The organism is Pseudomonas sp. BP11-1-1, assembly GCF_052112105.1.
Taxonomy (GTDB): domain Bacteria; phylum Pseudomonadota; class Gammaproteobacteria; order Pseudomonadales; family Pseudomonadaceae; genus Aquipseudomonas; species Aquipseudomonas alvandae.
The window spans coordinates 497,016-520,667 of the sequence record NZ_JAUTYU010000004.1; the positions used below are offsets into that span (position 1 = coordinate 497,016).

Consider the following 23,652-nt stretch of genomic DNA (forward strand, 5'->3'; position numbering starts at 1 on the left):
CCGCCTGAGAGCCGTATCTACTACCGAGAAAAAATGGACATGTCATTACTACAAACCCCCAACCCTCTAATTGACCCGTCACTGAGTCCAGTCCCGTCGCCTGATGAAAAACATCAAGGCCTACTGGGGGACTATGACTCTTTGCTCTCACTGCTCCGGAACACGCAACCCGAAGTACTTGCAAACACCTTGGTGAAACCCAAGCGTTGCTCTCCGATGTACTTGGAGGATGAAGCCGGACAGCGTTCGCTTCAGGCACTGGCGCAACATGAAGATTATCGGACACAGTGCACAAGGGTGGGCGCGCCATACTATCCCTTGACCGTCACCTTGATAGATGGAAAAGCCGTCTATGAAACACTTGCGAGAGACAGCCAGGTCACCGTCGCAATTCCACTGGGCAAAAATCCGGTGTGGGACTTATGGCTTCCCAATATTGAAAAAGCCGCTCGAAAACTGGGGGGCCAAATTCGCCAAAGCAGCGAGGTTACATTCGCAAGAATGGCCTGGTATTACGGCGTACCCCTCTGGGATCCGCTTGATGAAAAACAACGCGAAGACGTGATTCAGGCACTCGAAGAAAAGCGTGCCCGTCACGTGTTGGGACTGGGAGACGCAGTCCGTCTCGACGAACTGGGTCACGGCTCCGCCGTTGAGAACAGATCCGTCGACGATGTGATTATGGAGACGATGCGTGAACGCCTTCCCCACCTTCGTACATCATTACTGGCCCACCTGAGTCCGATAGACATAGCCAGCCTGACGATTCAGGACCTACGAGCAAAGCCATCGTTTTATCTCGAAAAAATCCTGCTGTCAGAAGAGTCCGAGGTGTTGACGGAAGCTCTGTTGCGAGCCTTGAACTGGTACGGCGGTCGTCACGGCGAAGACAGTGCTCCAAACGTGCGAATCAAATTGCTGGTCAAAGCCATTGATCTTTGGTTATTAGCGGGCAAAAACGAACCAGATGATGCTATCGCCGGTTATCAATGGCAGGTGCACTCCAATTGGGGCAAGAGCTACGAAGCGATTTCGCTGGCGTTCGAGTCGCACCTGGTTGCTTCGAAACACGCTTCATCGGTGAATGAATCCATCCTGCTGGCCTGTTTGTATCGCTCATCGTTTCCCCTGGACTTCCAGATCCCTGACATTCCCTCGGAACTGCCCTACCGGAGCTCGACCATCTGGGTCAACTTTGTTCATGGCGTACATCTCGCAAATGCGATTGATCCGATGCTGCTGCAACGACTAAGCGTCCAACAACTGATTAACCTACCCACCGAATATATGGCTGAGGGCAACGCCGAAGATCTTAATCTGGTCTCACTCACAAGACTCCAACCTGCTACGGATTGGGCGGTCACCAATGGCTTCCTTCCCGAACGCACCGATGGAGGCCACTCGCCGCAGGCTATCGAAGAAGCAATGCAAAAACTCGACGAGACTATCGCCCAGTTAAATAGCGCTATCGTCGATCTCGACAAACAGCCGCCCGACAGACTGAAGATGGCAACCCTTGAGCTGACAAAGCTATTTGGGCATACCCGTTTCTTAGACTGGACACTGCTGAGGGAGGCCTCCGCTTTCCCCACCGGGACTCCTACATTTAGAAGCGGCCCGCGAGTCCACTCCTCTTATTCGCTCGTTGATGTGTATGCATCTGGAGAGTTGAGCAAAGCAAAATGGTACATCAACCCGCCCTCTTCGGCATGGTTAACGCTATCTGAAGAGGGAATATTAAACACCAATCTTTTTGGTCGCAAATTTAAAGGAAAAAAACCACAAAATATAGAGCAAACATTCGACAACCAGTTCAAGGATTATATCAAGCTGATTAGCAGCGCCTACCAGCAGTTAATAATTAACTTACTCGCATCGCTTCCTCTGCTTGATCGACGGGCATTGGAATACGGCACCATCAGGCTATACAGCCTTAGACAACCCACTGGGGACATAGGTGGCGTGTTTCAATTACAAGACGAAACACTAGCCTCCCGAGCCCGCTGTGGTTTTATTTTGGAAGCGACTTACCGCGACAACGTAACACACTACGAACTTGTACCGCGAGCGGGTGTGATTCGCCCCCGATTGGATATCATGCCGTACCATTTCAATCCAGGTATTGCACCCCGAATTGAGATAAACCCTGCCCAGCAAATCCAAATCGGCATCCCATTAACGATCGAAGATAAAAATAAACAGCTCCCTTTTGATTGGAATGCTCACGTCAACGGAACCGTTCCCGAAAGAAATATGCAATGCCAAGCCATCATGGACCACATCGGCGGCACATTGGGCAGATTAATGAACAATGATCTTCCCAACATCATCCCTACCACCTTGGAGTCAACCTCCATTCAGTCGATCGCTAATCACATTGCCGACCGCTTGCTTTTTATTGATGAAACAGCGTTGCGCCGCGCCTGTTACGGCCAAACCAAATTTGATACCCAGCAGGCGAATTTTGATAAGGTAGTAAGCGTAATAAAATCATTCGTTCCGTTTTGGGAAAGCATAGAAAATCTGAGATCAGGTGATAGAAGAAAAGTAAATGAAGGTTTGTTTGGTTTATTCGTAGACCTCGCAGCCTTCGCACTTCCCCTTGGAAAGTTTGCGTCCGGCTCCATGAAGATAATCAGTGCGGGCGGCAAACTTACCTTCACGAAAAAACTGCCTTTACTTGCAAAAAAAATAGGCGTTCTCATCAACTCCACCTTGAATCCACTTGATGGTATTCCCTCGCTGCTCAAGGCTGGTGGCGTGAGCCTGTTCAGGCTCAGTAAAAAAGGGTTTATCCGTCTCAAGCGATTAACTGGCAGAGCCGGTCGATACGACTTTCCCCAAGGCGTGCCTCAAGCGACCGATCCGGGCCGATGGCGCCCGTTGTCAACGAAAGATCAAATAGCCACAGTCTATGGAATTGAAGATGTCCCAGTGCGCAATATCGCCTCCCAAGGCACATCCGACTTTCGCTTGGTCGACCCTTTGTCCACCAAACCCTACGGACCTGCCCTGACGGCTGAACGGTCCGGATTGTCGTTTGGTCCCTCCCGATACGACCTGTTGGGCAGAACCGAAACCGATAGCCTCTTCAAGATTCCTGACAATACCCACGTGAAAGAACTGCTGGAAGTCGACGGTAGCCGGACCTTCTATCTGGATGACGTTCCTTATCGGCTGGAAGACGGCGCCCTGCGCAGGGTCGATACCTTGGACGCCACTAAAAAATTCCAGAAACTGTCTTGCCGTCTTCGCCGTTCCCCAGATGAGCTTTGCAAAACCAGCTATGTCCTGAAAGGCGAGCCTGCCGAGCGCCCCGTCGGTACTTTCAATACGCAAAAAGGTTGGGCGCCCTGGTTTGGCGACGTCGTTGCTCAACCCTCTACACCGACGGCTAACCAGCGCGCACTGTTAAATTTCGAAGGAAAAATATATGAACTGAAGGATGGGCACTTGAACACCTACAAAGGAAATCCAACCCACATTGGCCTTGAAAGCAAAGTTCCCGTACCCAGAAACGTCGTGAGCACGACGATGGAATTCCAGACCGGGATATATGGCGGTATCAAGATCACCGGCACGGCAGAGCACATTGATGATGTACACCGCGTTGGAGCAATCATCGTCCCTTCAATAGACAATCAATTCCAGTACATTTTCACCCGTTTAAATACTGATAGTTATTACACAATCAAGATCCCCATCGACAGCGACATCCAGCAACCGCTTAAATTACGGCGGCTGGACAAGGCCGAGCTGAAGGGAGGGTACGCAGAGGAGTTGAAACGAATTTATGATGGCTCACTCAATGCAAATAACGCTGCACGGGTACACGGTATAGAAAAAGTTGAACAAGCGCTGAAGAACATGAACGAGGTCTCGATCCCTATCGGCGTCACCCAAGACCCGCCAAAAAATATGAAATGGATAAAAGTCGACACCTCCCCTGCCGAAGCACTTCTATTTGATAATCGCACGAGAATGATTGTAGTCGAACTACCCAACGGCGCCGCCTTATGGAAACCCTCCACATCCGTCCCATGGGACGTGTCGAACATGACCACTTCCGTTTTCGGCGCACTCTTCAAAAAAGAATCCCTCTCTATAAACGAAGCCATGACAGCGTTCCAAAATATGCTTCCGAGGTATAAAAAAAATATAGCATTCGCCCACCTTGTCCTTGCTTCAGGAAAAACTGAAGTCTATGTCAGCGTCTCCGGCGTCAAAGATTTCACTCGGCGTTTGCCCTTGTTCGATTCCAACCCTAGACAAGTAGAAGTCAATGGAACCAACTACTTTAACGTGGATGATATTGCGGGCCCCATTGTGCCCACCTCCCTTTCAATCGGCCAAGATAACAGGGTGCTATCGATACCACACTCGAGTAGTTCGGACATAGTGGGTCAAGTGACCTCCGCTGATAGCGAAAGCAAGCTGGTCGGTTTCATCCGTGAAAAATATCCTGATAACGCAGATATCCGTTCAATGACCATTGCCACGACGCTGCCTCCGTGCGATTCCTGTGCGATCGTCATGAAAGAATTCGGCCACTCGCGTGGAGCAGCTTCGTTGAACGTTACATGGGGTGAGCGCCGTCAACCTTGAGAGCTGAAGCCCGCGCTTCAACCGGCTCACATCCCAGGCAATCAGTGCCGCTGCAAATGCCCATAAAGCCTGGCATACAAACCACCATCGGCGATCAGCTGCTGGTGGTCACCATCCTCGGCAATTTGCCCGGCATCGAACACCAGCACCCGGTCCGCCTGTTTCACCGCGGATAACCTGTGGGCAATGATCAGCGTCGTCCGCCCACTCAAGAACCGCGCCAATGCCTGGTGAAGGTTGTATTCGGTGGCCGCGTCCAGGGCGGACGTGGCTTCGTCGAGGATCACCACCCGTGGATCGGCCAACACCATGCGAGCGATCGCCAGGCGTTGGCGCTGCCCGCCCGAAAGCCTGACGCCGGAACGTCCGACAACGCTCTCCAAACCTGCGGGAAGCGCTCGCACCGTGGCGTCGAGCTGGGCAATTTCCAGTGCCCGCCAGCAGGCCTCGTCGCTGCAGTCGCGGCCCATGGCGAGGTTGGCCCGCACCGTGTCGTTGAACAACGCGGGGTGCTGGAGCACCACCGCGACGTTTTCGCGGATGGTGTCGAGGCCGATTTCCTGCTGCGTCGCGCCACCAAACCGGATGCTGCCGGCCTGGGGTGTGTAGAGGCCCAACAGCAATTGCACCAATGTGCTTTTACCGCCACCGCTGGCACCCACGATAGCGACCTTCTCACCCGGCGAAATGGACAGGTTCAGTCGGTTGAGAACCCTCTCCTCACCGTAGCCGAACGAGAGCCCTTGAATATCGATGCCTACGGTGTCGCGCCCCGTGAACGGGTCGACGCCGCCGCTGTACTGCGGCTCATCGGCCCGGGCCAACAGTTCGTTGATACGGTTCAAGGCTCCGCCCGCCGCGTAAAAGGCATACTGCAGGTTCAGCAGTTGTTCGACCGGACCGATCATGAACCACAAGTAACTGAACACCGCCAACATCTGGCCGATGGACAGGTCGGAAAACAGCACGGTGAGCATGGCCGCGGCGCGAAAGATATCGATGCCGAACTGGAACAGAAGACCGCTGGCACGGTTCGAGGCGTCGGTTTTCCACTGCGAGTTCACCGCGTAATCGCGCACTTCCCTGGCGCGCATCCCCAGCCGCCCGAGGAAAAAACCCTGGCGATTGCCGGCGCGCACTTCCTGTATCGCATCCAGCGTCTCGGTCAGGGCCTGGGTGAAGCGCGAGGTGCTGTCGTTTTCCAGTTTCTTCAGGTGCTTCACCCGTTTGCCCAACTGCACCGTGGCGTAGATCACCAGCGGGTTGAACAACAGGATCAGCAATGCCAGCTTCCAGTGCATCCACATCAGGATGCTGGCAGTGCCCACCAGTGTCAGCATGGCGACCAGGAAGCGGCTAAGGGTTTCGCCAACAAACTTGTCGAGGGTGTCCAGGTCGGTGACCAGGTGCGTGGTCACGGTACCGCTGCCCAGGCTTTCGTATTCCTTCAATGAAATTCGCTTCAGGCGTTCGATCAGCCGGACACGGATACGATAGACGATGTCCTTGGCCAGGCTGGCGAACAGGCGCGCTTGCAACACGTTGAACACCAAGGCGCAGCAGCGCAGCGTCAGGGTGACCAACAGCATCAGTCCTATATAACCGGCCGCGCTCTGCCAAGCCGTTGGCAAGGCGAGGTTCATGATCTTCAACGCCGCATCGCCGTGGCCCAACAGCACCTCATCCACCAACAGCGGCAGCAGCAACGGGATGGGCACGCTGCACAAGGTGGCCAGCACGGCCACGCCGTTGGCGATCCACAAGGCTTTTTTATGTTTGAGGGCCAAGCGACGGATTTCTGCCCAGCTCAACCGGTCGATAGGCGACGGGGCCGACGCGTTGACGTTGGGCAGGTCATCAGGCACAGGTCGCCCGCTCCAGCCAGCGGCCGAGCAATGGCGCCAACTGCTCCAGGGGCTGATAGCCATTGGTCAGCAGGGCCAATTGCCCGTCACGTTCGGCCAGCAGCGTGGGGAAGCCGGCGATGCCAAGGTCTTGTACCCAGGTGAAATCCGCAGCGGTGGCAGCGTGTTGGTCGGCACGGTCGAATGCAGCCGCGAACTCGATCCGCGGCAACCCGGCCTGTTCGGCCAGCTCAACCAGGATGCTGGCGCGGGTCACGTCGCGACCTTCGACGTAAAAAGCCTGCTGGATCAGCTTCACCAGTTTCCAGGCCAGGTCCGGCGCCAGGCTGCGAGCCGTCACCAACGCCCGGCAAGCAGGCTCGGTGTCGTAGACAAAACCGTCGGGTAATGCCCCTTCAAAGTTGAACGGCTGGCCGGTGGCCTGGGTGACCGCCTGCCAATGTTCAAGAATGTAGCGCCGGGTCGTCGGCTCCAGGGCCGAGCCGCTGCCGGTGCGCAAGCCGCCCACCACCAGGTGCAACTCCACGCCTGCGGCCTGCGCCTGCTCGACCAATGCCTGCGCCACCGGAGCGAAGCCCCAGCACCAGGAACACATCGGGTCCATCACATACAGCAGGCGCGATGCCATGGCTTAAGCCTCGGAGGATGATTGCTTGTAGTTGTAGCCGATCGGGTGAGGCATGTTGCGAGCCTTGGCCAGCTCGATCTGCTTTTGCCGGTCGATGGCGCTGCGACGGGTCTTCTCGCTGAGCTTGTCCCAGCAATGCGGGCAGCTGATGCCCGGCACGTAGTGCTCCGAAGCGCGATCTTCAACGCTTACCGGCGTGCGGCACGCATGACATTGATCGTAGTCGCCTTCGCTGAGGTCGTGGCGCACAGTCACACGGTTATCGAATACAAAGCAGTCGCCGCGCCATTTGGTTTCTTCCTGGGGCACCTCTTCGAGGTATTTCAGGATGCCGCCCTTGAGGTGATAGACCTCTTCGAAACCTTCACCGAGCATGTAGCTCGAGGCCTTTTCACAGCGAATGCCGCCGGTGCAGAACATCGCGACCTTCTTGTGCCGGCTCGGGTCGAAGTTGGCTTTGATGTACTCGGGGAATTCACGAAAGCTGGCGGTCTTGGGATCGACGGCGCCCTCGAAAGTGCCGATGGACACTTCGTAGTCATTGCGGGTATCGATCAACAACACTTCCGGATCGCTGATCAGCGCGTTCCAGTCCTGCGGCTCGACATAGGTGCCAACCCGCTTGTTCGGGTCCACCCCTTCCACGCCGAGGGTGACGATCTCTTTCTTGAGCTTGACCTTGGTCCGGTAGAACGGCTGCTCGTCGCAGTACGACTCTTTGTGGTCGATGTCGTCCATGCGCGGATCGTTCTTGAGCCAGGCCATCAACCCGTCGATCCCCTCGCGGGTGCCGGAAACGGTGCCGTTGATGCCTTCTTCGGCGATCAACAGGGTGCCTTTGATGCCGTTGTCGAGCATCGCCTTGAGCAGGGGCTCGCGCAGCTCGACGTAATCTTCCAGGGTGACGAACTTATACAGTGCCGCCACGACAATGGGTGGTGTCATGGGTATTTCTCCAGGTGGCTACCCTCGCAAAGGGTGAACCGGATGCGAAAAAAAACGCGCCGGGTGAGCGGCGCGTTGCGGATTCTAGCAAAAACATATGGGTTGCAGGACTGCAATTGCAAGGCCGGTACATTGCCCTGTGGCGAGGGGATTTATCCCCGCTCGGCTGCGAAGCAGGCGCCAGGCTTCCCTCCGGATGGGCCCGCTTCGCAGGCCAACGGGGATAAATCCCCTCGCCACAACAAGCAACCTCACCACTGGCAATCAGTGCTTGCTACCACCCGCACAGGTCGGCGAAGCCGGGGCCGCGGCGGTCTGTGCCCACTCTTCAGGCGTGTAGGTGTGCAGCGCCAGCGCGTGGAATTCGCCCATCAGCTCGCCCAGCGTGCCGTAGACCTTCTGGTGACGCTTGACCCGATTGAGGCCTTCGAACTGCCGGCTGACCACCACCGCCTTGAAATGGGTTTGCAGCCCACGGCTGTGCATATGGCTCTCGTCCAGCACTTGCAGGTGCTCGGGCTGCAAGAGCCCGAGGGTCGATTCAATGCGTTGTTGCATGCTCATGCGGGGCTCCGCTCAGGGCTTTTTCTTGGCCGGCGCGGCGGCTTTTGGTTCGAGCTCGGCGGTCATGTCCGCCAGCAGCTTGTTGACCACCGGTACGGCGCTTTCAAGCTTGGCCTGGGTCAGTTGCGCCGACTGCTGGGTCAGCTGTGGCATTTTTTCCAGGACTTTCTTGCCCAGGGGAGACTGATAGAAGGACACCAGGTCCTTGAGCTCCGACTCGCTGAAGTTGCTGGTGTAGAGCTTGACCATGTCCGGCTTGAGCTTGTTCCAGCCGATGGCCTGGTCCAGCGCGGCGTTGGCCTTGGCCTGGTAAGTCTCGAGGGTGGCTTTTTTCGATTCCGGAGCCTTGGTCTGCTCGAAGCGCTGGGCAAACATCTGCTGCACTTGCATGTACACCGGGGTACCCAGCTTGTCGGCGTGCGCCAGGGTCAGGAACGCTTCGGCACTGGCGTTGTGGCTGGCGGTATCGGCGAGGACAGGGCCGCTGGCACACACCAGAGCAACTGCGGTACAGATGGCACGAAGACGGGTCATCGAGTTTCCTTATCTAACAGGCGAGGTAAAACCCCAAGGGCGACCATTCTGCGCCTAAAAAACGCCGGGGCTCAACCCCGACCCTTGACGGGTCCGATTGACGGACCGAACCGCACGCTCCTAGATTGAGGGAACCGCTAACGCCCACCAGGGCCTAAACTGCGCATTCAGCCTTACAGGAGTTTGACCCGATGAGCCGTATCGAAACCGACAGCCTTGGCCAGGTTGAAGTCCCGGATGAGGCCTATTGGGGCGCCCAGACACAGCGCTCCATGATCAACTTTGCCATCGGCAACGAACGCATGCCGCTGTCGGTGCTGCACGCCCTGGCACTGGTCAAGAAGGCCGCCGCGCGGGTCAATGACCGCAACGGTGACCTGCCCGCCGACATCGCCCGCCTGATCGAACAGGCCGCCGATGAAGTGCTGGCCGGCCAGCATGACGACCAATTCCCCCTGGTGGTCTGGCAGACCGGCAGCGGGACCCAGAGCAACATGAACGTCAACGAGGTGATTGCCGGGCGCGCCAATGAGCTGGCGGGCAATCCTCGCGGCGGCAAGAGCCCGGTGCATCCCAACGATCACGTCAACCGGTCCCAGAGCTCCAACGACTGTTTCCCAACCGCCATGCACATCGCCGCCGCCCAGGCCGTTTACCAGCAGTTGCTGCCGGCCATCAGTGAATTGTCCGGCGGCCTCGCGGAACTGGCGGCGCGCCACATGAAACTGGTCAAGACCGGACGCACCCACATGATGGACGCCACGCCGATCACCTTCGGCCAGGAGCTGTCTGCGTTCATTGCCCAGCTCGACTACGCCGAACGGGCGATTCGCGCAGCCTTGCCAGCGGTCTGCGAGCTGGCCCAGGGCGGCACGGCGGTGGGCACCGGGCTCAATTCGCCCCATGGTTTTGGCGAAGCGATTGCCGCTGAATTGGCGGCGCTGTCCGGCTTGCCCTTCGTCACCGCGCCGAACAAATTCGCTGCCCTGGCTGGGCATGAGCCGCTGACCACGTTGTCTGGCGCGTTGAAAACCCTGGCCGTGACGCTGATGAAAATCGCCAACGACCTGCGCCTGTTGGGTTCCGGGCCCCGCGCCGGTTTTGCCGAAGTGAAACTGCCGGCCAACGAACCGGGCAGTTCCATCATGCCCGGCAAGGTCAACCCGACCCAGTGCGAGGCCTTGTCGATGCTGGCTTGCCAGGTACTGGGCAACGACGTGGCCATCGGTTTTGCCGCCAGCCAGGGCCACTTGCAATTGAACGTGTTCAAGCCGGTGATCATCCACAACCTGCTGCAATCGATCCGCCTGCTGGCCGATGGCTGCAGCAACTTCCAGCAGCACTGCATCGCCGGCCTCGAACCGGACGCCGAGCAGATGGCGGCGCATCTGGAACGTGGGTTGATGCTGGTGACGGCGCTGAATCCGCACATCGGCTACGACAAATCGGCGGAAATCGCCAAGAAGGCCTACAGCGAAGGGCTGACCCTACGGGAGGCTGCGTTGCAGTTGGGGTACCTCACCGATGAGGAGTTCGAGGCCTGGGTCCGGCCGGAAAACATGCTGGAGGCTGGCGGGCAGGGCTGAGTTTCATCCAAGGCAGGCAAGCCGCCTTCGCGAGCAAGCCCGCTCCCACAGGATCTTTTGGTGGATGCGATATTGCGATCATCACTGATCCACTGTGGGAGCGGGCTTGCTCGCGAAGAACGATGATGCGGTCTAGCGGCTGACAGCCAAACGCTCCCGCCGGGCCCTGAGCCCGGCGATGAGCGATGGGCCCAATGCAACCAGCGCCGATCCCAGCACCACCAGCACCGCCCCGCCATACCCCAGCAGGTTGATCTGTTCGGCATGAACATAATCGGGCCACCACCAGGCCGCCATCGCCACGGCGGCGAAGGTCACCAGCGGCGTGATCGCCAGGGTCGCGCTGACCCGCGAAGCTTCCCAATGGGCCAGCGCCTCGGCAAACGCGCCATAGGCAATCAAGGTATTGAGGCAGCAAGCGAGCAACAACCAGCCTTGCAGGGGACTCAGTTGCAACGCCTCCAGCGGATGGACCCAAGGCGTCAGCAATAGCGCACAGAACAGGTAGATCACCATCATCACCTGCAACGAATTCCATACCGTCAACAGTTGCTTCTGGCCGAGGGCGTAGAACGTCCAGACGGTCGAGGCCAGCAGCACCAGCAAGACGCCCGCGGTGTAGTCGCTCAGGGAGGTCAGCAACTCGGTAAGGCGCTGATTGAAGAACAGCGCGAAACCGATCAGCAGCACCAGCAAGCCGATGCCCTGCCCCACGCTGAAACGCTCCTTGAACACAAACAGGCTGGCGACCAGCAACATGATCGGGCCCATCTGCACCACCAGTTGCGCGGTGCCGGGACTCAAGCGGTTCAAACCCATCAGGTACAGCACGTAGTTGCCCACCAGCCCCAACACCGCCATCGCCACCAGCCAACCACCCCGGGGCCCGAGCACCTTGCGGCTGGGCAAGCGCCGGGTGGCCGCCAGATAGACGAAGAGCAGGCTGCCGGACACTATCAGTCGAAACCAGGTCACCGTCACCGGGTCCATCACCTGCAGCACTTGCTTGAGCTTGATCGGCAGGATTCCCCACAACAGGGCAGTCAACAAGGCAAGGAACAGCCCGTAGACCCAGCGACCGGACGAAATGTGCATGCAACCCTCGAAGCCAAGACATGAACGCCCATTCTAGGCCCGGATCGATCGGTGCACACAGGCACAGTTGGGCATTCGCCGCTGATGGAATTGTACGGGTCGTAGCCGTCGATCGGCTGGACAGGCGCAAATCGACGACACCACATATGCTCAATTGAGACGACCACGCTGCCCCCCTATGGAGACCCGAAATGCCAGGAACGCGCGCCCAAGATACAGACGCCCCGAAGACAATATTCCGCAGTGACCGGATCTGTCGGGTAAACGGCGAGTTTTATTTCAATACGCGCGAAGGCACCCAGGAAGGTCCGTTCGAGACTCGCGAGGCTGCGGAGCAGGAGGTCGCGGCGTATATCCAACGCATGATGCTGCTGGCCAAACCGCCGGCAGAAAGGTTCGAAGCCCCCGTGGCGAGGGAGCTTGCTCCCGCTGGGCCGCACGGCGGCCCCCTTACGGTTCATCCCCAGTAAAAGCGGCGACTGCTTCGCAGCCGAGCGGGAGCAAGCTCCCTCGCCACGAAAGTCCAGGGGCGGCGCTTATCGAACCGCCTCGAACAACCCCGTCGCGCCCATCCCACCGCCGACGCACATGGTCACCACGCCATAGCGCAGGTTGCGCCGTTGCAGTTCCCGCACCAGATGCCCCACTTGCCGAGATCCGGTCATGCCGAACGGGTGGCCGATGGAGATCGAGCCGCCGTTGACGTTGTATTTCTCATTGTCGATTTCCAGTCGATTGCGGCTGTAGAGGCACTGGGAGGCAAACGCCTCGTTGAGTTCCCACAGATCGATGTCGCCCATCTGCAGGCCCTTGGCCTTGAGCAGCCTCGGCACCGAGAACACCGGGCCGATGCCCATCTCGTCCGGCTCGCAACCGGCCACGGTAAAGCCGCGGAAAAACGCCTTGGGCTTGAGCCCCAGGGCCAGCGCTTTTTCCAGGCTCATGACCAGTGTCATCGAAGCGCCGTCGGACAGTTGGGAAGAGTTGCCCGCCGTCACCGAGCCGTCTTCGGCGAACACCGGCTTCAAGCCGGCCAGGCTTTCGTAGGTGGTATCGGGACGGTTGCAGTCATCACGGTCGACCACGCCATCCAGGATCTGCACGGCACCGGTGTGCTTGTCCTCGACCCGATACTTGACCTTCATCGGCACGATTTCATCGTTGAACAGCCCTTCGGCCTGGGCCCGGGCCGTGCGCTGCTGGCTCTGCAAAGCGTAGCGGTCCTGTTCCTCGCGGCTGACCTGATAACGGCGCGCGACAATCTCGGCGGTCTGGCCCATGGGGAAATAGATTCCCGGCACCTGCTCCTTGAGGAGGGGGTTGATCAGGTTGTCGGTGTTGACACTCTTCATGGTCAGGCTGATGGATTCGACGCCGCCGGCGACGATGATCTCGCTGCAACCCGAGGCGATCTGGTTGGCGGCGATCGCGATGGCTTGCAAGCCCGAAGAACAGAAACGGTTGAGGGTCATCCCGGCCGTGCCGATGCCCAGTTGCGAGAGCACCGCCACGTTACGCCCGATGTTGAAGCCTTGGGCACCCTCGTTGGAACCGGCGCCGACGATGCAGTCCTCGACGCTGGCCGGGTCGATGTCGTTGCGCGCCAGCAACGCGTTGACGCAATGCGCCGCCATGTCGTCCGGACGGGTCATGTTGAACTTGCCGCGAAAGGACTTGGCCAATCCGGTCCGTACGCTGTCGACGATCACCACTTCACGCATGGCGGCACCTCATTGTTGTTATCGGTTAAGAGTGGAATCGAGGATAGATCCACCCCATAACCGAACGCGACAATCATTCACCCCGCGTATGCGTGCCCATCGGGCTAGTTCTTTTTCCGCGCTTGCCTGGCCGAACGCTCGAACGCGGCCTCCAGCGCCTCGTTCAGCGTTCGCAATACCTTGACCCGAGCCCAACGCTTGTCGTTGGCTTCCACCAAGGTCCAAGGCGAAATCTCGGTGCTGGTGCGATCGACCATGTCGCAAACCGCCGAGCGATAGGCGTCCCACTTGTCCCGATTGCGCCAGTCGTCCTCGGTGATCTTGAAGCGCTTGAAGGGGATTTCCTCGCGCTCCTGGAAGCGCTCCAATTGGGTTTGCTTGTCGATCGCCAACCAGAACTTCACGACCACCACGCCGGCGTCGGCCAACTGTTCCTCGAAATCGTTGATTTCACCGTAGGCACGCAGCCAATCGGCACGGCTGCAAAAGCCCTCGACCCGCTCCACCAACACCCGCCCGTACCAGGAGCGGTCGAACATGGTGAATTTGCCCCGCGCCGGAATGTGCCGCCAGAACCGCCACATGTAGGGGTGGGCACGTTCTTCCTCGGTGGGCGCGGCAATCGGCACGATGCTGTACTGGCGCGGATCGAGCGCCGCCGCGACCCGGCGAATCGCCCCGCCCTTGCCCGCCGCATCGTTGCCTTCGAACACCGCCACCAAGGCATGCCGGCGCATGCGCTTGTCGCGCAACAAGCCGGCGAAGCGGGCCTGCTCGGTGATCAGCTGTTCCTCATAATCGGCCTTGTCCAGGCGCAGCGTCATATCCAGGCTGTCGATCAATGTCACTTGATCATCCAACGCTGGCAACGGTGCCACGTTGACTTTTTCTGCCTTGACCTTCGGCCGATCCAAGGCCTGGCGCAGCCCTTCGAGCAGGATCCGCCCGACCGCGAGGCTGCGGTAACAGGCATCGACGCCTTCAATCACGTGCCAGGGCGCGTAGTCGCGGCTGGTGCGGCGCAGAACGCGCTCGCCGTACTTGACGAACTTGTCGTAGGTCTGTGACTGCTGCCAATCCAGCGGACTGATGCGCCAGCTGTGCAGCGGATCGTCCTTGAGGCTCTTGAGGCGGGCCTTCATCTGTTTCTTGGACAGGTGGAACCAGAACTTGAAAATCAGCGCGCCTTCATCGCAGAGCATTTTTTCCAGGCGCTCGGCGCCGTTGATCGCCTGGTCGAGCCGGGGGTCTTTGAACTCGCCGTGCACCCGCCCCTGCAACATCTGGCTGTACCAGTTACCGAAGAAAATCCCCATGCGCCCCTTGGCCGGCAACATCCGCCAATAACGCCAGGCCGGCGGCCGCGCCAGCTCTTCATCGGTCTGCTGGTCGAACGTACGCACTTCGATCAGTCGCGGATCCATCCATTCGTTGAGCAACTTCACCGTCTCGCCCTTGCCCGCGCCTTCGATGCCGTTGATCAGAACGATGACCGGAAAACGACCCTGCTGGTGCAGCTCGAATTGCGCTTCGAGCAACGCTTCCCGCAGTGCCGGGACTTCGGCCTCATAGGTTTCTTTATCAACGACGTGACCGATTTCGGCGGATTCGAACATGGGCAGCTCCTTCCAGGAATTGGGCAAGACTAGCGGATTGGATGCGCGCCTGCGCAGCAGATTCCTTCTGGATGCAGGCACGCTTGCCTTGGATCAAGCAACGCCTTGCCGATCGGCTAGAATGGCGCCTTCATTTTCACCGAGCCCGTCATGACGCCCATTCAACACCACGCCCAACTCGACTGGGATGACCAGGGTCGCCCGCGTTCCCGGGTGTTTAACGATGTGTATTTCTCCGACCAGTCGGGCCTGGAAGAAACCCGCTACGTGTTCTTGCAGCAGAACAACCTGGCCGAGCGTTTCGCCGCGCTGACCGAGGGTGGGCGGCTGGTCATCGGTGAAACCGGGTTTGGCACCGGGTTGAATTTCCTCTGCGCCTGGCAGTTGTTCGAGCGATGCGCACCGGCGGGGGCACGGCTGCATTTTGTCAGTGTCGAGAAGTTTCCCCTGAGCCCCGAGGACCTGCGCCGGGCCCTGGCCTTGTGGCCCGAACTCAAGGTCCAGGCTGACCAGTTGCTTGGGCAGTACGTCGCGATTCACCAGGGGTTCCAGCGCATGACCCTGGCGAACGGGCGGGTGACCCTGACGCTGTTGATCGGCGATGCCCTGGAGCAATTGCCGCAGCTGGATGGAAAGATCGACGCTTGGTTCCTCGACGGTTTCGCCCCGGCGAAAAACCCCGAAATGTGGAGCGCCGAGCTGTTCGCCGAACTGGCGCGACTCGCCGCGCCGGGGGCCACCCTCAGCACCTTTACCAGTACCGGTTGGGTGCGACGCCGGCTGAACGCGGCGGGCTTCAAGATGAAGCGCACGCCAGGCATCGGCCATAAATGGGAGATTCTTCGCGGCGTGTTCCTCGGTTGGCCGGAACTGGCCCCGCTGCCGCCGCCAATCAAACCCTGGTACGCCCGCCCCGCCCCGCCTGCCGGCGAGCGTCGGGCCCTGGTGATCGGTGGCGGACTGGCCGGTTGCGCCAGCGCCGCCAGCCTCGCCGCCCGTGGCTGGCAGGTGACCTTGCTGGAGCGTCATGCCGGTCTGGCCGAGGAAGCGTCCGGCAATCCGCAAGGCGTGCTGTACCTCAAGCTGTCGGCCCATGGCACCGCGCTGTCGCAGATGATCCTCAGCGGTTTCGGCTACACGCGGCGCTTGCTCGAACAGCTGCAACGAGGCCTCGACTGGGACGGCTGCGGTGTCCTGCAACTGGCCTTCGACGCCAAGGAAGCCGAGCGTCAGGCGCGCTTGGCCGAGGCGTTTCCGGCAAGTCTCTTGAAGGTCCTCGATCGCGACGAGGCCGAGGCGAAATCGAGCATCGGCTTGCCCAGCGGCGGCTTGTTTTACCCCGAAGGCGGTTGGGTGCACCCGCCAGCGCTGTGTCGCTGGCAAGCCTCGAACCCGGCGATCGCGTTGCAGCCACACCATGAAGTGCTGGAACTGCGCCGCATCGACGGCCAGTGGCAGGCCTGGGACGGCGAACGCTGCCTGGCCAGCGCACCCGTCGCAATCCTCGCCAGCGCCGCTGAGATCAAACGCTTCGAGCCCGCCGCCGAGCTGCCCCTCAAGCGTATTCGCGGACAGATCACCCGCCTGCCGCAAACCGCCCGCAGCCAAAGCCTGGCGACGGTGGTCTGCGCCGAGGGCTATGTGGCCCCGCCACGCATGGGCGAACACACATTGGGCGCCAGTTTTGATTTTCACAGCGACGACCTGACCCCCACCGCCGCCGAGCACGCCGGCAACCTGCAGATGCTCGAAGAGATTTCCGTAGACCTGGTGGATCGGCTCAACGCCCGAGTCCTGGATCCAGCGCAACTGGAAGGCCGAGCGGCGTTTCGCTGCACCAGCCCGGACTACCTGCCGATCGTCGGACCGCTGGCCGATCACCCGGCCTTCATCGAAGCGTATTCGGCCCTGGCCAAGGACGCCCGCCAAGTACCTGATACGCCGTGCCCCTGGCTTGACGGCCTGTACGTCAACAGCGGTCACGGTTCCCGAGGCCTGATCACCGCGCCGCTGTCCGGCGAACTGATCGCCGCCTGGCTGGAGAACGAACCGCTGCCCCTGCCGCGAAGCGTGGCCGAGGCGTGTCATCCGAACCGGTTCGCGTTGCGGGCGGTGATTCGGGGCAAGGCTTGAACATAGTGTTTTCCTTGTGGGAGCGGGCTTGCTCGCGAAGCGGTGGATCAGTCATCCAAGACGTTGACTGATGAGACGCCTTCGCGAGCAAGCCCGCTCCCACAGGTTCTGCATCACCTCGAATAAATCAATCCTGCTCAATCCCCACCCGTCGGCTTATAACGCATCGATATAAAACTCACAGGCATCCCACCGGTCAGTTCCTGAGTACCCGCCCTTTCGGCGTGTATGGCTTGACCCCTCCCCAACGGAAAAACCGGTAAGGACTTATGTGCGGATTAGCTGGTGAGTTACGTTTCGATCAACAACCTGCGGACCTTGCGGCCGTAGAGCGCATCACCCATCACTTGGCCCCTCGCGGCCCAGACGCGTGGGGTTTCCATAGCCAGGGGCCCATTGCCCTCGGCCATCGACGCCTGAAGATCATGGACCTGTCCGACGGCTCGGCCCAGCCGATGATCGACAATCACTTGGGCCTGTCCCTGGCGTTCAACGGCGCGATCTACAACTACCCGGAACTGCGGGCCGAACTCGAAGGCCTGGGGTACGCCTTTTATTCCGGCGGTGATACCGAAGTGCTGCTCAAGGGTTATCACGCTTGGGGCGAAGCGCTATTGCCCAAGCTCAACGGCATGTTCGCCTTCGCCATTTGGGAGCGCGACGCCAAGCGCCTGTTCATTGCCCGCGACCGTCTCGGTGTGAAACCGCTGTACCTGTCACGCACCGGCCAGCGCCTGCGCTTTGCCTCGGCGTTGCCAGCCTTGCTCAAGGGCGGCGACATCAATCCGGTGCTCGACCCGGTCGCCCTCAATCACTACCTGAATTTCCATGCCGTGGTCCCCGCACCGCGCACCTTGCTGGCCGGCATAGAAAAACTGCCCCCGGCCACCTGGATGCGCATCGAGGCAGACGGCAGCACCGAGCAGAAAACCTGGTGGACGCTGCCCTACGGTCCCCGGCCCGATGAGCAGGATCTCAACCTGGAAGACTGGATCGAACGCGTGCTGGACAGCACCCGCGAAGCGGTCGCCATTCGCCAACGTGCCGCCGTCGATGTCGGCGTGCTGCTGTCGGGCGGTGTGGATTCGAGCATGCTCGTGGGGCTGTTGCGTGAGGTCGGTGTTGACGACCTGTCGACGTTCTCCATCGGCTTCCAGGACGCCGGCGGCGAGCGCGGCGACGAGTTCCAGTATTCGGACCTGATCGCCAAGCACTACGGCACGCGCCATCACCAATTGCGCATCGACGAGAAAGAAATCATCGAACAGTTGCCCGCGGCGTTCCGCGCCATGAGCGAACCGATGGTGAGTCACGACTGCATCGCTTTCTACCTGCTGTCGCGGGAAGTGGCCAAGCACTGCAAAGTGGTGCAAAGCGGCCAGGGCGCCGACGAGCTGTTCGCTGGTTATCACTGGTACCCGCAGGTCGACGGGGCGAGCGATCCGTATGCGGCCTATCGCGCGGCCTTCTTCGACCGCAGCTACGAAGAATATGCCGCCACCGTGCAGCCCAAATGGCTCACCGCCAACGACGCCGCCGGAGACTTCGTCAAGGAACACTTTGCCCAACCGGGCGCCGATGCCGCAGTCGACAAGGCCTTGCGCCTGGACAGCACGGTGATGCTGGTGGACGACCCGGTCAAGCGCGTCGACAACATGACCATGGCCTGGGGCCTGGAGGCGCGCACACCGTTCCTCGATTACCGGCTGGTGGAGCTTTCCGCCCGGGTACCGGCGAAATTCAAGCTGCCCGACGGCGGCAAGCACGTGCTCAAGGAAGCCGCCCGCCGGGTGATCCCGAGCGAAGTCATCGACCGCAAGAAAGGCTATTTCCCGGTGCCGGGCCTCAAGCATCTTGAAGGCAACACCCTCGCCTGGGTCCGTGAACTGCTGCTGGATCCGAGCCAGGATCGCGGCCTGTTCAACCCGAGCATGCTCGATCGCCTGCTGACCGACCCCAACGGCCAACTGACGCCGTTGCGCGGCTCGCGGCTGTGGCAATTGGCGGCGCTGAACCTGTGGCTCAGCGAGCAAGGAATCTGATCGATGAAACCCCATACGAACCTTCATAACCAACGACTCTTGCGCGGCCAGCCGCCGTCCTACGAACGCTTGCAGGCGCGGCTGGCCGAAGACGGCAGCGAACTGGGCGCCGATCCGATCGCGGTGCATTGCGGTTGGGGCCGGCTGTTGATCGGCCATACGTTTCCCGACCCGGCGAGCCTGGCCCGAGAGCTGCTCAACGAACAACCCGGCGAGCGTGATATCGCCCTGTACGTCGCCGCGCCCCAGCAGGTCTTGGGCCTGGAGCCGACGCAGCTATTCCTCGACCCCTCCGACACCTTGCGCCTGTGGTTCAGCGATTACCGGCAATCCACGAGGGTGTTTCGCGGCTTTCGGATTCGTCGCGCCCAGAGCGACAGCGATTGGCAGGCCATCAATCAGCTTTACCAGGCTCGCGGCATGCTGCCCATCGACCCGGAGCGATTGACACCAAGGCACCAGGGCGGGCCGGTGTACTGGCTGGCCGAGGACGACGATACCGGTGCGGTGATCGGCAGCGTGATGGGTCTCAATCATCAGAAAGCCTTCAACGATCCGGAAAACGGCAGCAGCCTCTGGTGCCTGGCGGTGGATCCGCACTGTCCACGTCCCGGCGTAGGCGAAGTGCTGGTGCGCCACCTCATCGAACATTTCATGAGCCGTGGCTTGAGCTACCTCGACCTGTCGGTGCTGCACGACAATCGCCTGGCGAAAAACCTCTACGCCAAGCTCGGTTTCCGTAACCTGTCGACGTTTGCGATCAAGCGCAAGAACGGCATCAACCAACCGCTGTTCCTCGGTCCCGGCCCCGAGGCGCAATTCAATCCCTATGCCCGCATCATCGTCGAAGAGGCGCACCGACGCGGCATCGAAGTGCAGGTGGATGACGCCGAAGCGGGGCTGTTCACCTTGGTGCATGGCAGCCGCCGGGTTCGTTGTCGCGAATCCCTGAGCGACCTGACCAGCGCGATCAGCATGACGCTCTGCCAGGACAAGAGCCAGACGCACAAGGTATTGAAAAACGCTGGCCTCAACCTTCCGGCACAGCAGCTGGCGGGCAACGCCGATGACAACCTGGCCTTTCTCGATGAGCACGAGCGCGTGGTGGTCAAGCCGCTGGATGGGGAACAGGGCCAAGGCGTCGCGGTGGACTTGCGCACGATCGAGGAAGTCCAGGCCGCCATCGAAGCCGCCAAGCGCTTTGACAGTCGCGTACTGCTGGAAAGCTTCCACGAAGGGTTGGACCTGCGCATCCTGGTGATCGGTTTTGAAGTGGTCGCGGCCGCGATCCGTCGTCCGGCGGAAGTGATCGGCGATGGCCAGCACAGCATCGGCGCGCTGATCGAAGCCCAGAGCCGGCGGCGGCAGGCGGCGACGGGCGGCGAGAGCAAGATCCCCATGGACGCCGAGACCGAGCGTACCTTGCGCGCCGCCGGCCATGACTACGACAGCGTACTGCCGGCGGGCGAACATCTCTTCGTGCGACGCACGGCGAACCTCCATACCGGCGGCGTCCTGGAAGACGTGACCGCCATCCTTCATCCGACCCTGGCCGATGCCGCGGTGCGCGCTGCACGAGCGCTGGACATTCCCATGGTCGGCCTGGACCTGCTGGTCCCGGCGGCCGATCAACCGGATTACGTGTTCATCGAAGCCAACGAGCGCGCCGGCCTGGCCAACCACGAACCGCAGCCCACCGCCGAGCGTTTTGTGGATTTGTTGTTTCCCCATAGCCAGGCGGTGACCTGAGACCTTTGTGGCGAGGGAGCTTGCTCCCACCGGGGCCCGTAGGAGCTGGCGAAGCCTCGGGCCGCGTTCGGACGATCTTTTGATCTTTTACGCTTGGGATTCGAGTGTCATTGAAAAGATCGCAGCCTCGCTTCGCTCGGCAGCTCCTACAGGCCCAGCGCGAGCTTGCTTCCTTGCCACGGGATCCGTCATTCCAATATTCCGCGAGGAGTTTCCATGATCAGTAAAATTCCCGAGCCGGACCTCGAATACCTGCAAAAAGTCCTGTTGGAAATGCTCGCCATTCCCAGCCCGACCGGCTTCACCGACACCATCGTGCGCTATGTCGCCGAGCGGCTCGAAGAGCTGGGCATCCCTTTCGAAATGACCCGGCGCGGCACGATCCGCGCCACCCTCAAGGGCCGCAAAAGCAGCCCTGACCGGGCGGTTTCGGCGCATCTGGACACCATCGGCGCCTCGGTACGGGCCATCAAGGACAACGGCCGCCTGACGCTCGCCCCGGTGGGTTGCTGGTCGAGCCGGTTTGCCGAGGGCAGCCGGGTCAGCCTGTTTACCGACACCGGCGTGATTCGCGGCAGCGTCCTGCCGTTGATGGCATCCGGTCATGCCTTCAACACCGCCGTGGATGAGATGCCCATCAGTTGGGACCACATCGAACTGCGCCTGGACGCCTACTGCACCACCCGCGCCGATTGCGAAACATTGGGCGTGGGCGTTGGCGACTACGTAGCCTTCGATCCCTTGCCGGAGTTCACCGAAAGCGGCCACATCAGCGCCCGCCACCTGGATGACAAGGCCGGGGTCGCCGCGCTGCTGGCGGCGCTCAAGGCCATCGTCGACAGTGGTGAAGAGCTGCTGATCGACTGCCACCCGCTGTTCACCATCACCGAGGAAACCGGCAGCGGCGCGGCGGCTGCGCTGCCCTGGGACGTCAGCGAATTTGTCGGGATCGACATCGCCCCGGTCGCCCCCGGCCAACACTCCAATGAACACGCAGTGAGCGTGGCGATGCAGGATTCCGGTGGTCCGTATGACTATCACCTGTCACGGCACTTGCTGAAGCTCGCCAAGGAAAACGAACTGCCGGTGCGCCGCGACCTGTTTCGCTACTACTTCAGCGACGCCCATTCGGCGATCACCGCCGGCCACGATATCCGTACCGCCCTGCTCGCCTTCGGTTGCGACGCGACCCACGGCTACGAACGCACCCACATCGACAGCCTGGCCGCGCTGAGTCGCCTGCTCGGCGCCTACATTCTCAGCCCACCGGTATTCGCCAGCGACGCACAACCGGCCCAAGGGTCCCTGGACCGATTCAGTCACCAGATCGAACACGATGCGCAGATGGAAAGCGATACCCGGGTGCCGTCGGTGGACAGCTTGATCGGGCAGCGTTCGGATAGTTGACTGGCGGAAACGCTGCTGCCGGGTGTGAACGCGCAACTGTGGGAGCGGGCTTGCTCGCGAAAGCGGCGGTACATTCAGCAATTGTCCTGACTGTTCCATCACCATCGCGAGCAAGCCCGCTCCCACACGGATGTGCCAGGGCAGCCAACCCCGGGCTAGCCGCCACAGCCCATCCGCCGTAGCATCCGCCCAATTGTCTAGCGGAGCCCTGTCATGCTGATCCCACACGAGCAACTCGAAGTCGATACCCTCACCCGCCTGATCGAGGATTTCGTTACCCGCGACGGAACTGACAACGGTGATGATACCCCGTTGGAAACCCGCGTCCTGCGAGTCAGGCAAGCCCTGGCCAAAGGCCAGGCCTTGATTGTCTTCGATCCCGAGAGCGAACAGTGCCAGTTGATGCTCAAGCACGATGTGCCCAAGCATCTATTCGATTGAACACCCCTTGCGCGCGGCACGCGCCTTTTTCTTCTGGATCTTCTCGTAGATTTCGAACCGGTGGACATCGACGTGCCGTGGCGCTTCCACGCCGAAACGCACGGTACTCCCACTGACCGATAACACGCGGACAGAAATGTCATCGCCGATGGAAATCAGTTCACCAATGGTGCGGCTTAATACGAGCATGGTTATGTTCCTTAAGAAGGTCTGGACCTCGACCATGCCCGGCCAATTTTCCATGCACAAGATACCGGCGATAAATCAGTAATCCCCTACAAACAGGGACCCCAACGCCTGAAGGAAATGTCCTGCAAAAACCCGTTTTCGACCTGATTCATGGCCCCGTGAGTCGCGGGCCGAACAGAATCACTCCCGCCCCCAACACGCAAAGGGCCACGCCAATCCAGTCGGAACCCAACGGTCGCACACGCTCCACCACCGCCAACCAGCCGATCGAGGCGACGATGTAGATCCCGCCATAGGCGGCATAGGCACGACCGGCGTAAGTGGCTTCGATACGGGTCAACAACACGGCGAACAGTGTGAGACTGAGCAGTGCCGGCGCGATCCACCAGGCGCTCTTGCCCTGGCGCAACCACATCCAGAAGGCGTAGCAACCCGCGATCTCGAAGAGTGCGGCGAGAAAGAACCAAAGGTAATTGAACATGGGGGGTGGTCCATCAGGAAGGCACGAGGGCGCCATCCTGATGGATGCCGG

Annotated in this window: 17 protein-coding genes and 1 pseudogene; 8 read left to right on the forward strand and 10 right to left on the reverse strand. The window is 60.2% G+C overall.

Annotated features, from left to right (window positions below):
• The first annotated feature begins 39 nt into the window (after positions 1 to 39).
• The gene (locus Q7C33_RS11875) at positions 40 to 4,605 is read left to right on the forward strand and encodes a hypothetical protein (protein ID WP_407683438.1); all 4,566 of its coding nucleotides are present in this window, start codon (positions 40 to 42) and stop codon (positions 4,603 to 4,605) included.
• A gap of 41 nt (positions 4,606 to 4,646) precedes the next feature.
• On the opposite strand, the gene Q7C33_RS11880 is transcribed toward Q7C33_RS11875, so the two are convergent.
• The 5 genes from Q7C33_RS11880 to Q7C33_RS11900 all read right to left on the reverse strand — a co-directional run bounded on the left by Q7C33_RS11880 (position 4,647) and on the right by Q7C33_RS11900 (position 9,141).
• Positions 4,647 to 6,533, reverse strand: a complete 1,887-nt coding sequence (locus tag Q7C33_RS11880) for an ABC transporter ATP-binding protein (RefSeq protein ID WP_407683439.1) — start codon at positions 6,531 to 6,533, stop codon at positions 4,647 to 4,649.
• Positions 6,463 to 7,065, reverse strand: a complete 603-nt coding sequence (locus tag Q7C33_RS11885; protein ID WP_187293339.1) for a DsbA family protein — start codon at positions 7,063 to 7,065, stop codon at positions 6,463 to 6,465. The genes Q7C33_RS11880 and Q7C33_RS11885 overlap by 71 nt, the downstream gene beginning before the upstream one ends.
• Positions 7,066 to 7,101: 36 nt before the next feature.
• Positions 7,102 to 8,043, reverse strand: a complete 942-nt coding sequence (trhO, locus tag Q7C33_RS11890) for an oxygen-dependent tRNA uridine(34) hydroxylase TrhO (protein ID WP_030141031.1) — start codon at positions 8,041 to 8,043, stop codon at positions 7,102 to 7,104.
• Positions 8,044 to 8,307: 264 nt separating this feature from the next.
• A complete protein-coding gene (locus Q7C33_RS11895; RefSeq protein ID WP_030141032.1) occupies positions 8,308 to 8,607 on the reverse strand; it encodes a BolA family protein in 300 nt (99 codons plus the stop codon).
• Positions 8,608 to 8,619: 12 nt separating this feature from the next.
• The gene (locus Q7C33_RS11900) at positions 8,620 to 9,141 is read right to left on the reverse strand and encodes a DUF2059 domain-containing protein (protein ID WP_030141033.1); all 522 of its coding nucleotides are present in this window, start codon (positions 9,139 to 9,141) and stop codon (positions 8,620 to 8,622) included.
• Between the two features lie 191 nt (positions 9,142 to 9,332).
• Between Q7C33_RS11900 and Q7C33_RS11905 the strand changes: the two genes are divergently transcribed.
• Positions 9,333 to 10,727, forward strand: coding sequence for a class II fumarate hydratase (locus Q7C33_RS11905; RefSeq protein ID WP_030141034.1), 1,395 nt, complete (start codon positions 9,333 to 9,335; stop codon positions 10,725 to 10,727).
• Positions 10,728 to 10,859: 132 nt separating this feature from the next.
• Here Q7C33_RS11905 and Q7C33_RS11910 read toward each other — a convergent pair whose 3' ends face one another.
• On the reverse strand, positions 10,860 to 11,822 hold the full coding sequence (locus Q7C33_RS11910) for a DMT family transporter (RefSeq protein ID WP_407683440.1): 963 nt from the start codon (positions 11,820 to 11,822) through the stop codon (positions 10,860 to 10,862).
• A 191-nt stretch (positions 11,823 to 12,013) separates the two neighbouring features.
• On the opposite strand from Q7C33_RS11910, the pseudogene Q7C33_RS11915 reads away from it, so the two are divergent.
• Positions 12,014 to 12,202: pseudogene (locus tag Q7C33_RS11915) on the forward strand (DUF6316 family protein); the annotation flags it as partial.
• 156 nt (positions 12,203 to 12,358) lie between these two features.
• Here the strand turns inward: Q7C33_RS11915 and Q7C33_RS11920 are convergent.
• Both Q7C33_RS11920 and pap read right to left on the reverse strand, forming a co-directional pair.
• On the reverse strand, positions 12,359 to 13,543 hold the full coding sequence (locus Q7C33_RS11920) for a thiolase family protein (protein WP_030141037.1): 1,185 nt from the start codon (positions 13,541 to 13,543) through the stop codon (positions 12,359 to 12,361).
• Positions 13,544 to 13,647: 104 nt separating this feature from the next.
• Complete coding sequence (gene pap / locus Q7C33_RS11925) at positions 13,648 to 15,159, reverse strand: polyphosphate:AMP phosphotransferase (protein WP_198797546.1); 1,512 nt, start codon at positions 15,157 to 15,159, stop codon at positions 13,648 to 13,650.
• 150 nt (positions 15,160 to 15,309) lie between these two features.
• Between pap and mnmC the strand changes: the two genes are divergently transcribed.
• The 5 genes from mnmC to Q7C33_RS11950 all read left to right on the forward strand — a co-directional run bounded on the left by mnmC (position 15,310) and on the right by Q7C33_RS11950 (position 22,931).
• Entirely contained in the window at positions 15,310 to 17,292 is a 1,983-nt protein-coding gene (gene mnmC / locus Q7C33_RS11930) for a bifunctional tRNA (5-methylaminomethyl-2-thiouridine)(34)-methyltransferase MnmD/FAD-dependent 5-carboxymethylaminomethyl-2-thiouridine(34) oxidoreductase MnmC (protein WP_407683441.1), read from the forward strand.
• Between the two features lie 269 nt (positions 17,293 to 17,561).
• Entirely contained in the window at positions 17,562 to 19,334 is a 1,773-nt protein-coding gene (locus tag Q7C33_RS11935) for an N-acetylglutaminylglutamine amidotransferase (RefSeq protein ID WP_030141040.1), read from the forward strand.
• Between the two features lie 3 nt (positions 19,335 to 19,337).
• On the forward strand, positions 19,338 to 21,083 hold the full coding sequence (ngg, locus tag Q7C33_RS11940) for an N-acetylglutaminylglutamine synthetase (RefSeq protein ID WP_030141041.1): 1,746 nt from the start codon (positions 19,338 to 19,340) through the stop codon (positions 21,081 to 21,083).
• Between the two features lie 216 nt (positions 21,084 to 21,299).
• The gene (locus Q7C33_RS11945) at positions 21,300 to 22,490 is read left to right on the forward strand and encodes an osmoprotectant NAGGN system M42 family peptidase (RefSeq protein ID WP_030141042.1); all 1,191 of its coding nucleotides are present in this window, start codon (positions 21,300 to 21,302) and stop codon (positions 22,488 to 22,490) included.
• A 213-nt stretch (positions 22,491 to 22,703) separates the two neighbouring features.
• The gene (locus Q7C33_RS11950) at positions 22,704 to 22,931 is read left to right on the forward strand and encodes a YheU family protein (RefSeq protein WP_030141043.1); all 228 of its coding nucleotides are present in this window, start codon (positions 22,704 to 22,706) and stop codon (positions 22,929 to 22,931) included.
• Here the strand turns inward: Q7C33_RS11950 and csrA are convergent.
• Positions 22,920 to 23,120: a carbon storage regulator CsrA gene (gene csrA, locus Q7C33_RS11955; protein ID WP_198797737.1), complete on the reverse strand. Its 201-nt coding sequence runs from the start codon at positions 23,118 to 23,120 to the stop codon at positions 22,920 to 22,922. The two genes, Q7C33_RS11950 and csrA, sit on opposite strands and share 12 nt — an antisense overlap.
• 148 nt (positions 23,121 to 23,268) lie before the next feature.
• Positions 23,269 to 23,601 (reverse strand): YnfA family protein, encoded by a 333-nt coding sequence (locus tag Q7C33_RS11960; RefSeq protein WP_198797736.1) that lies wholly within the window; start codon positions 23,599 to 23,601, stop codon positions 23,269 to 23,271.
• Positions 23,602 to 23,652: the final 51 nt, after the last annotated feature.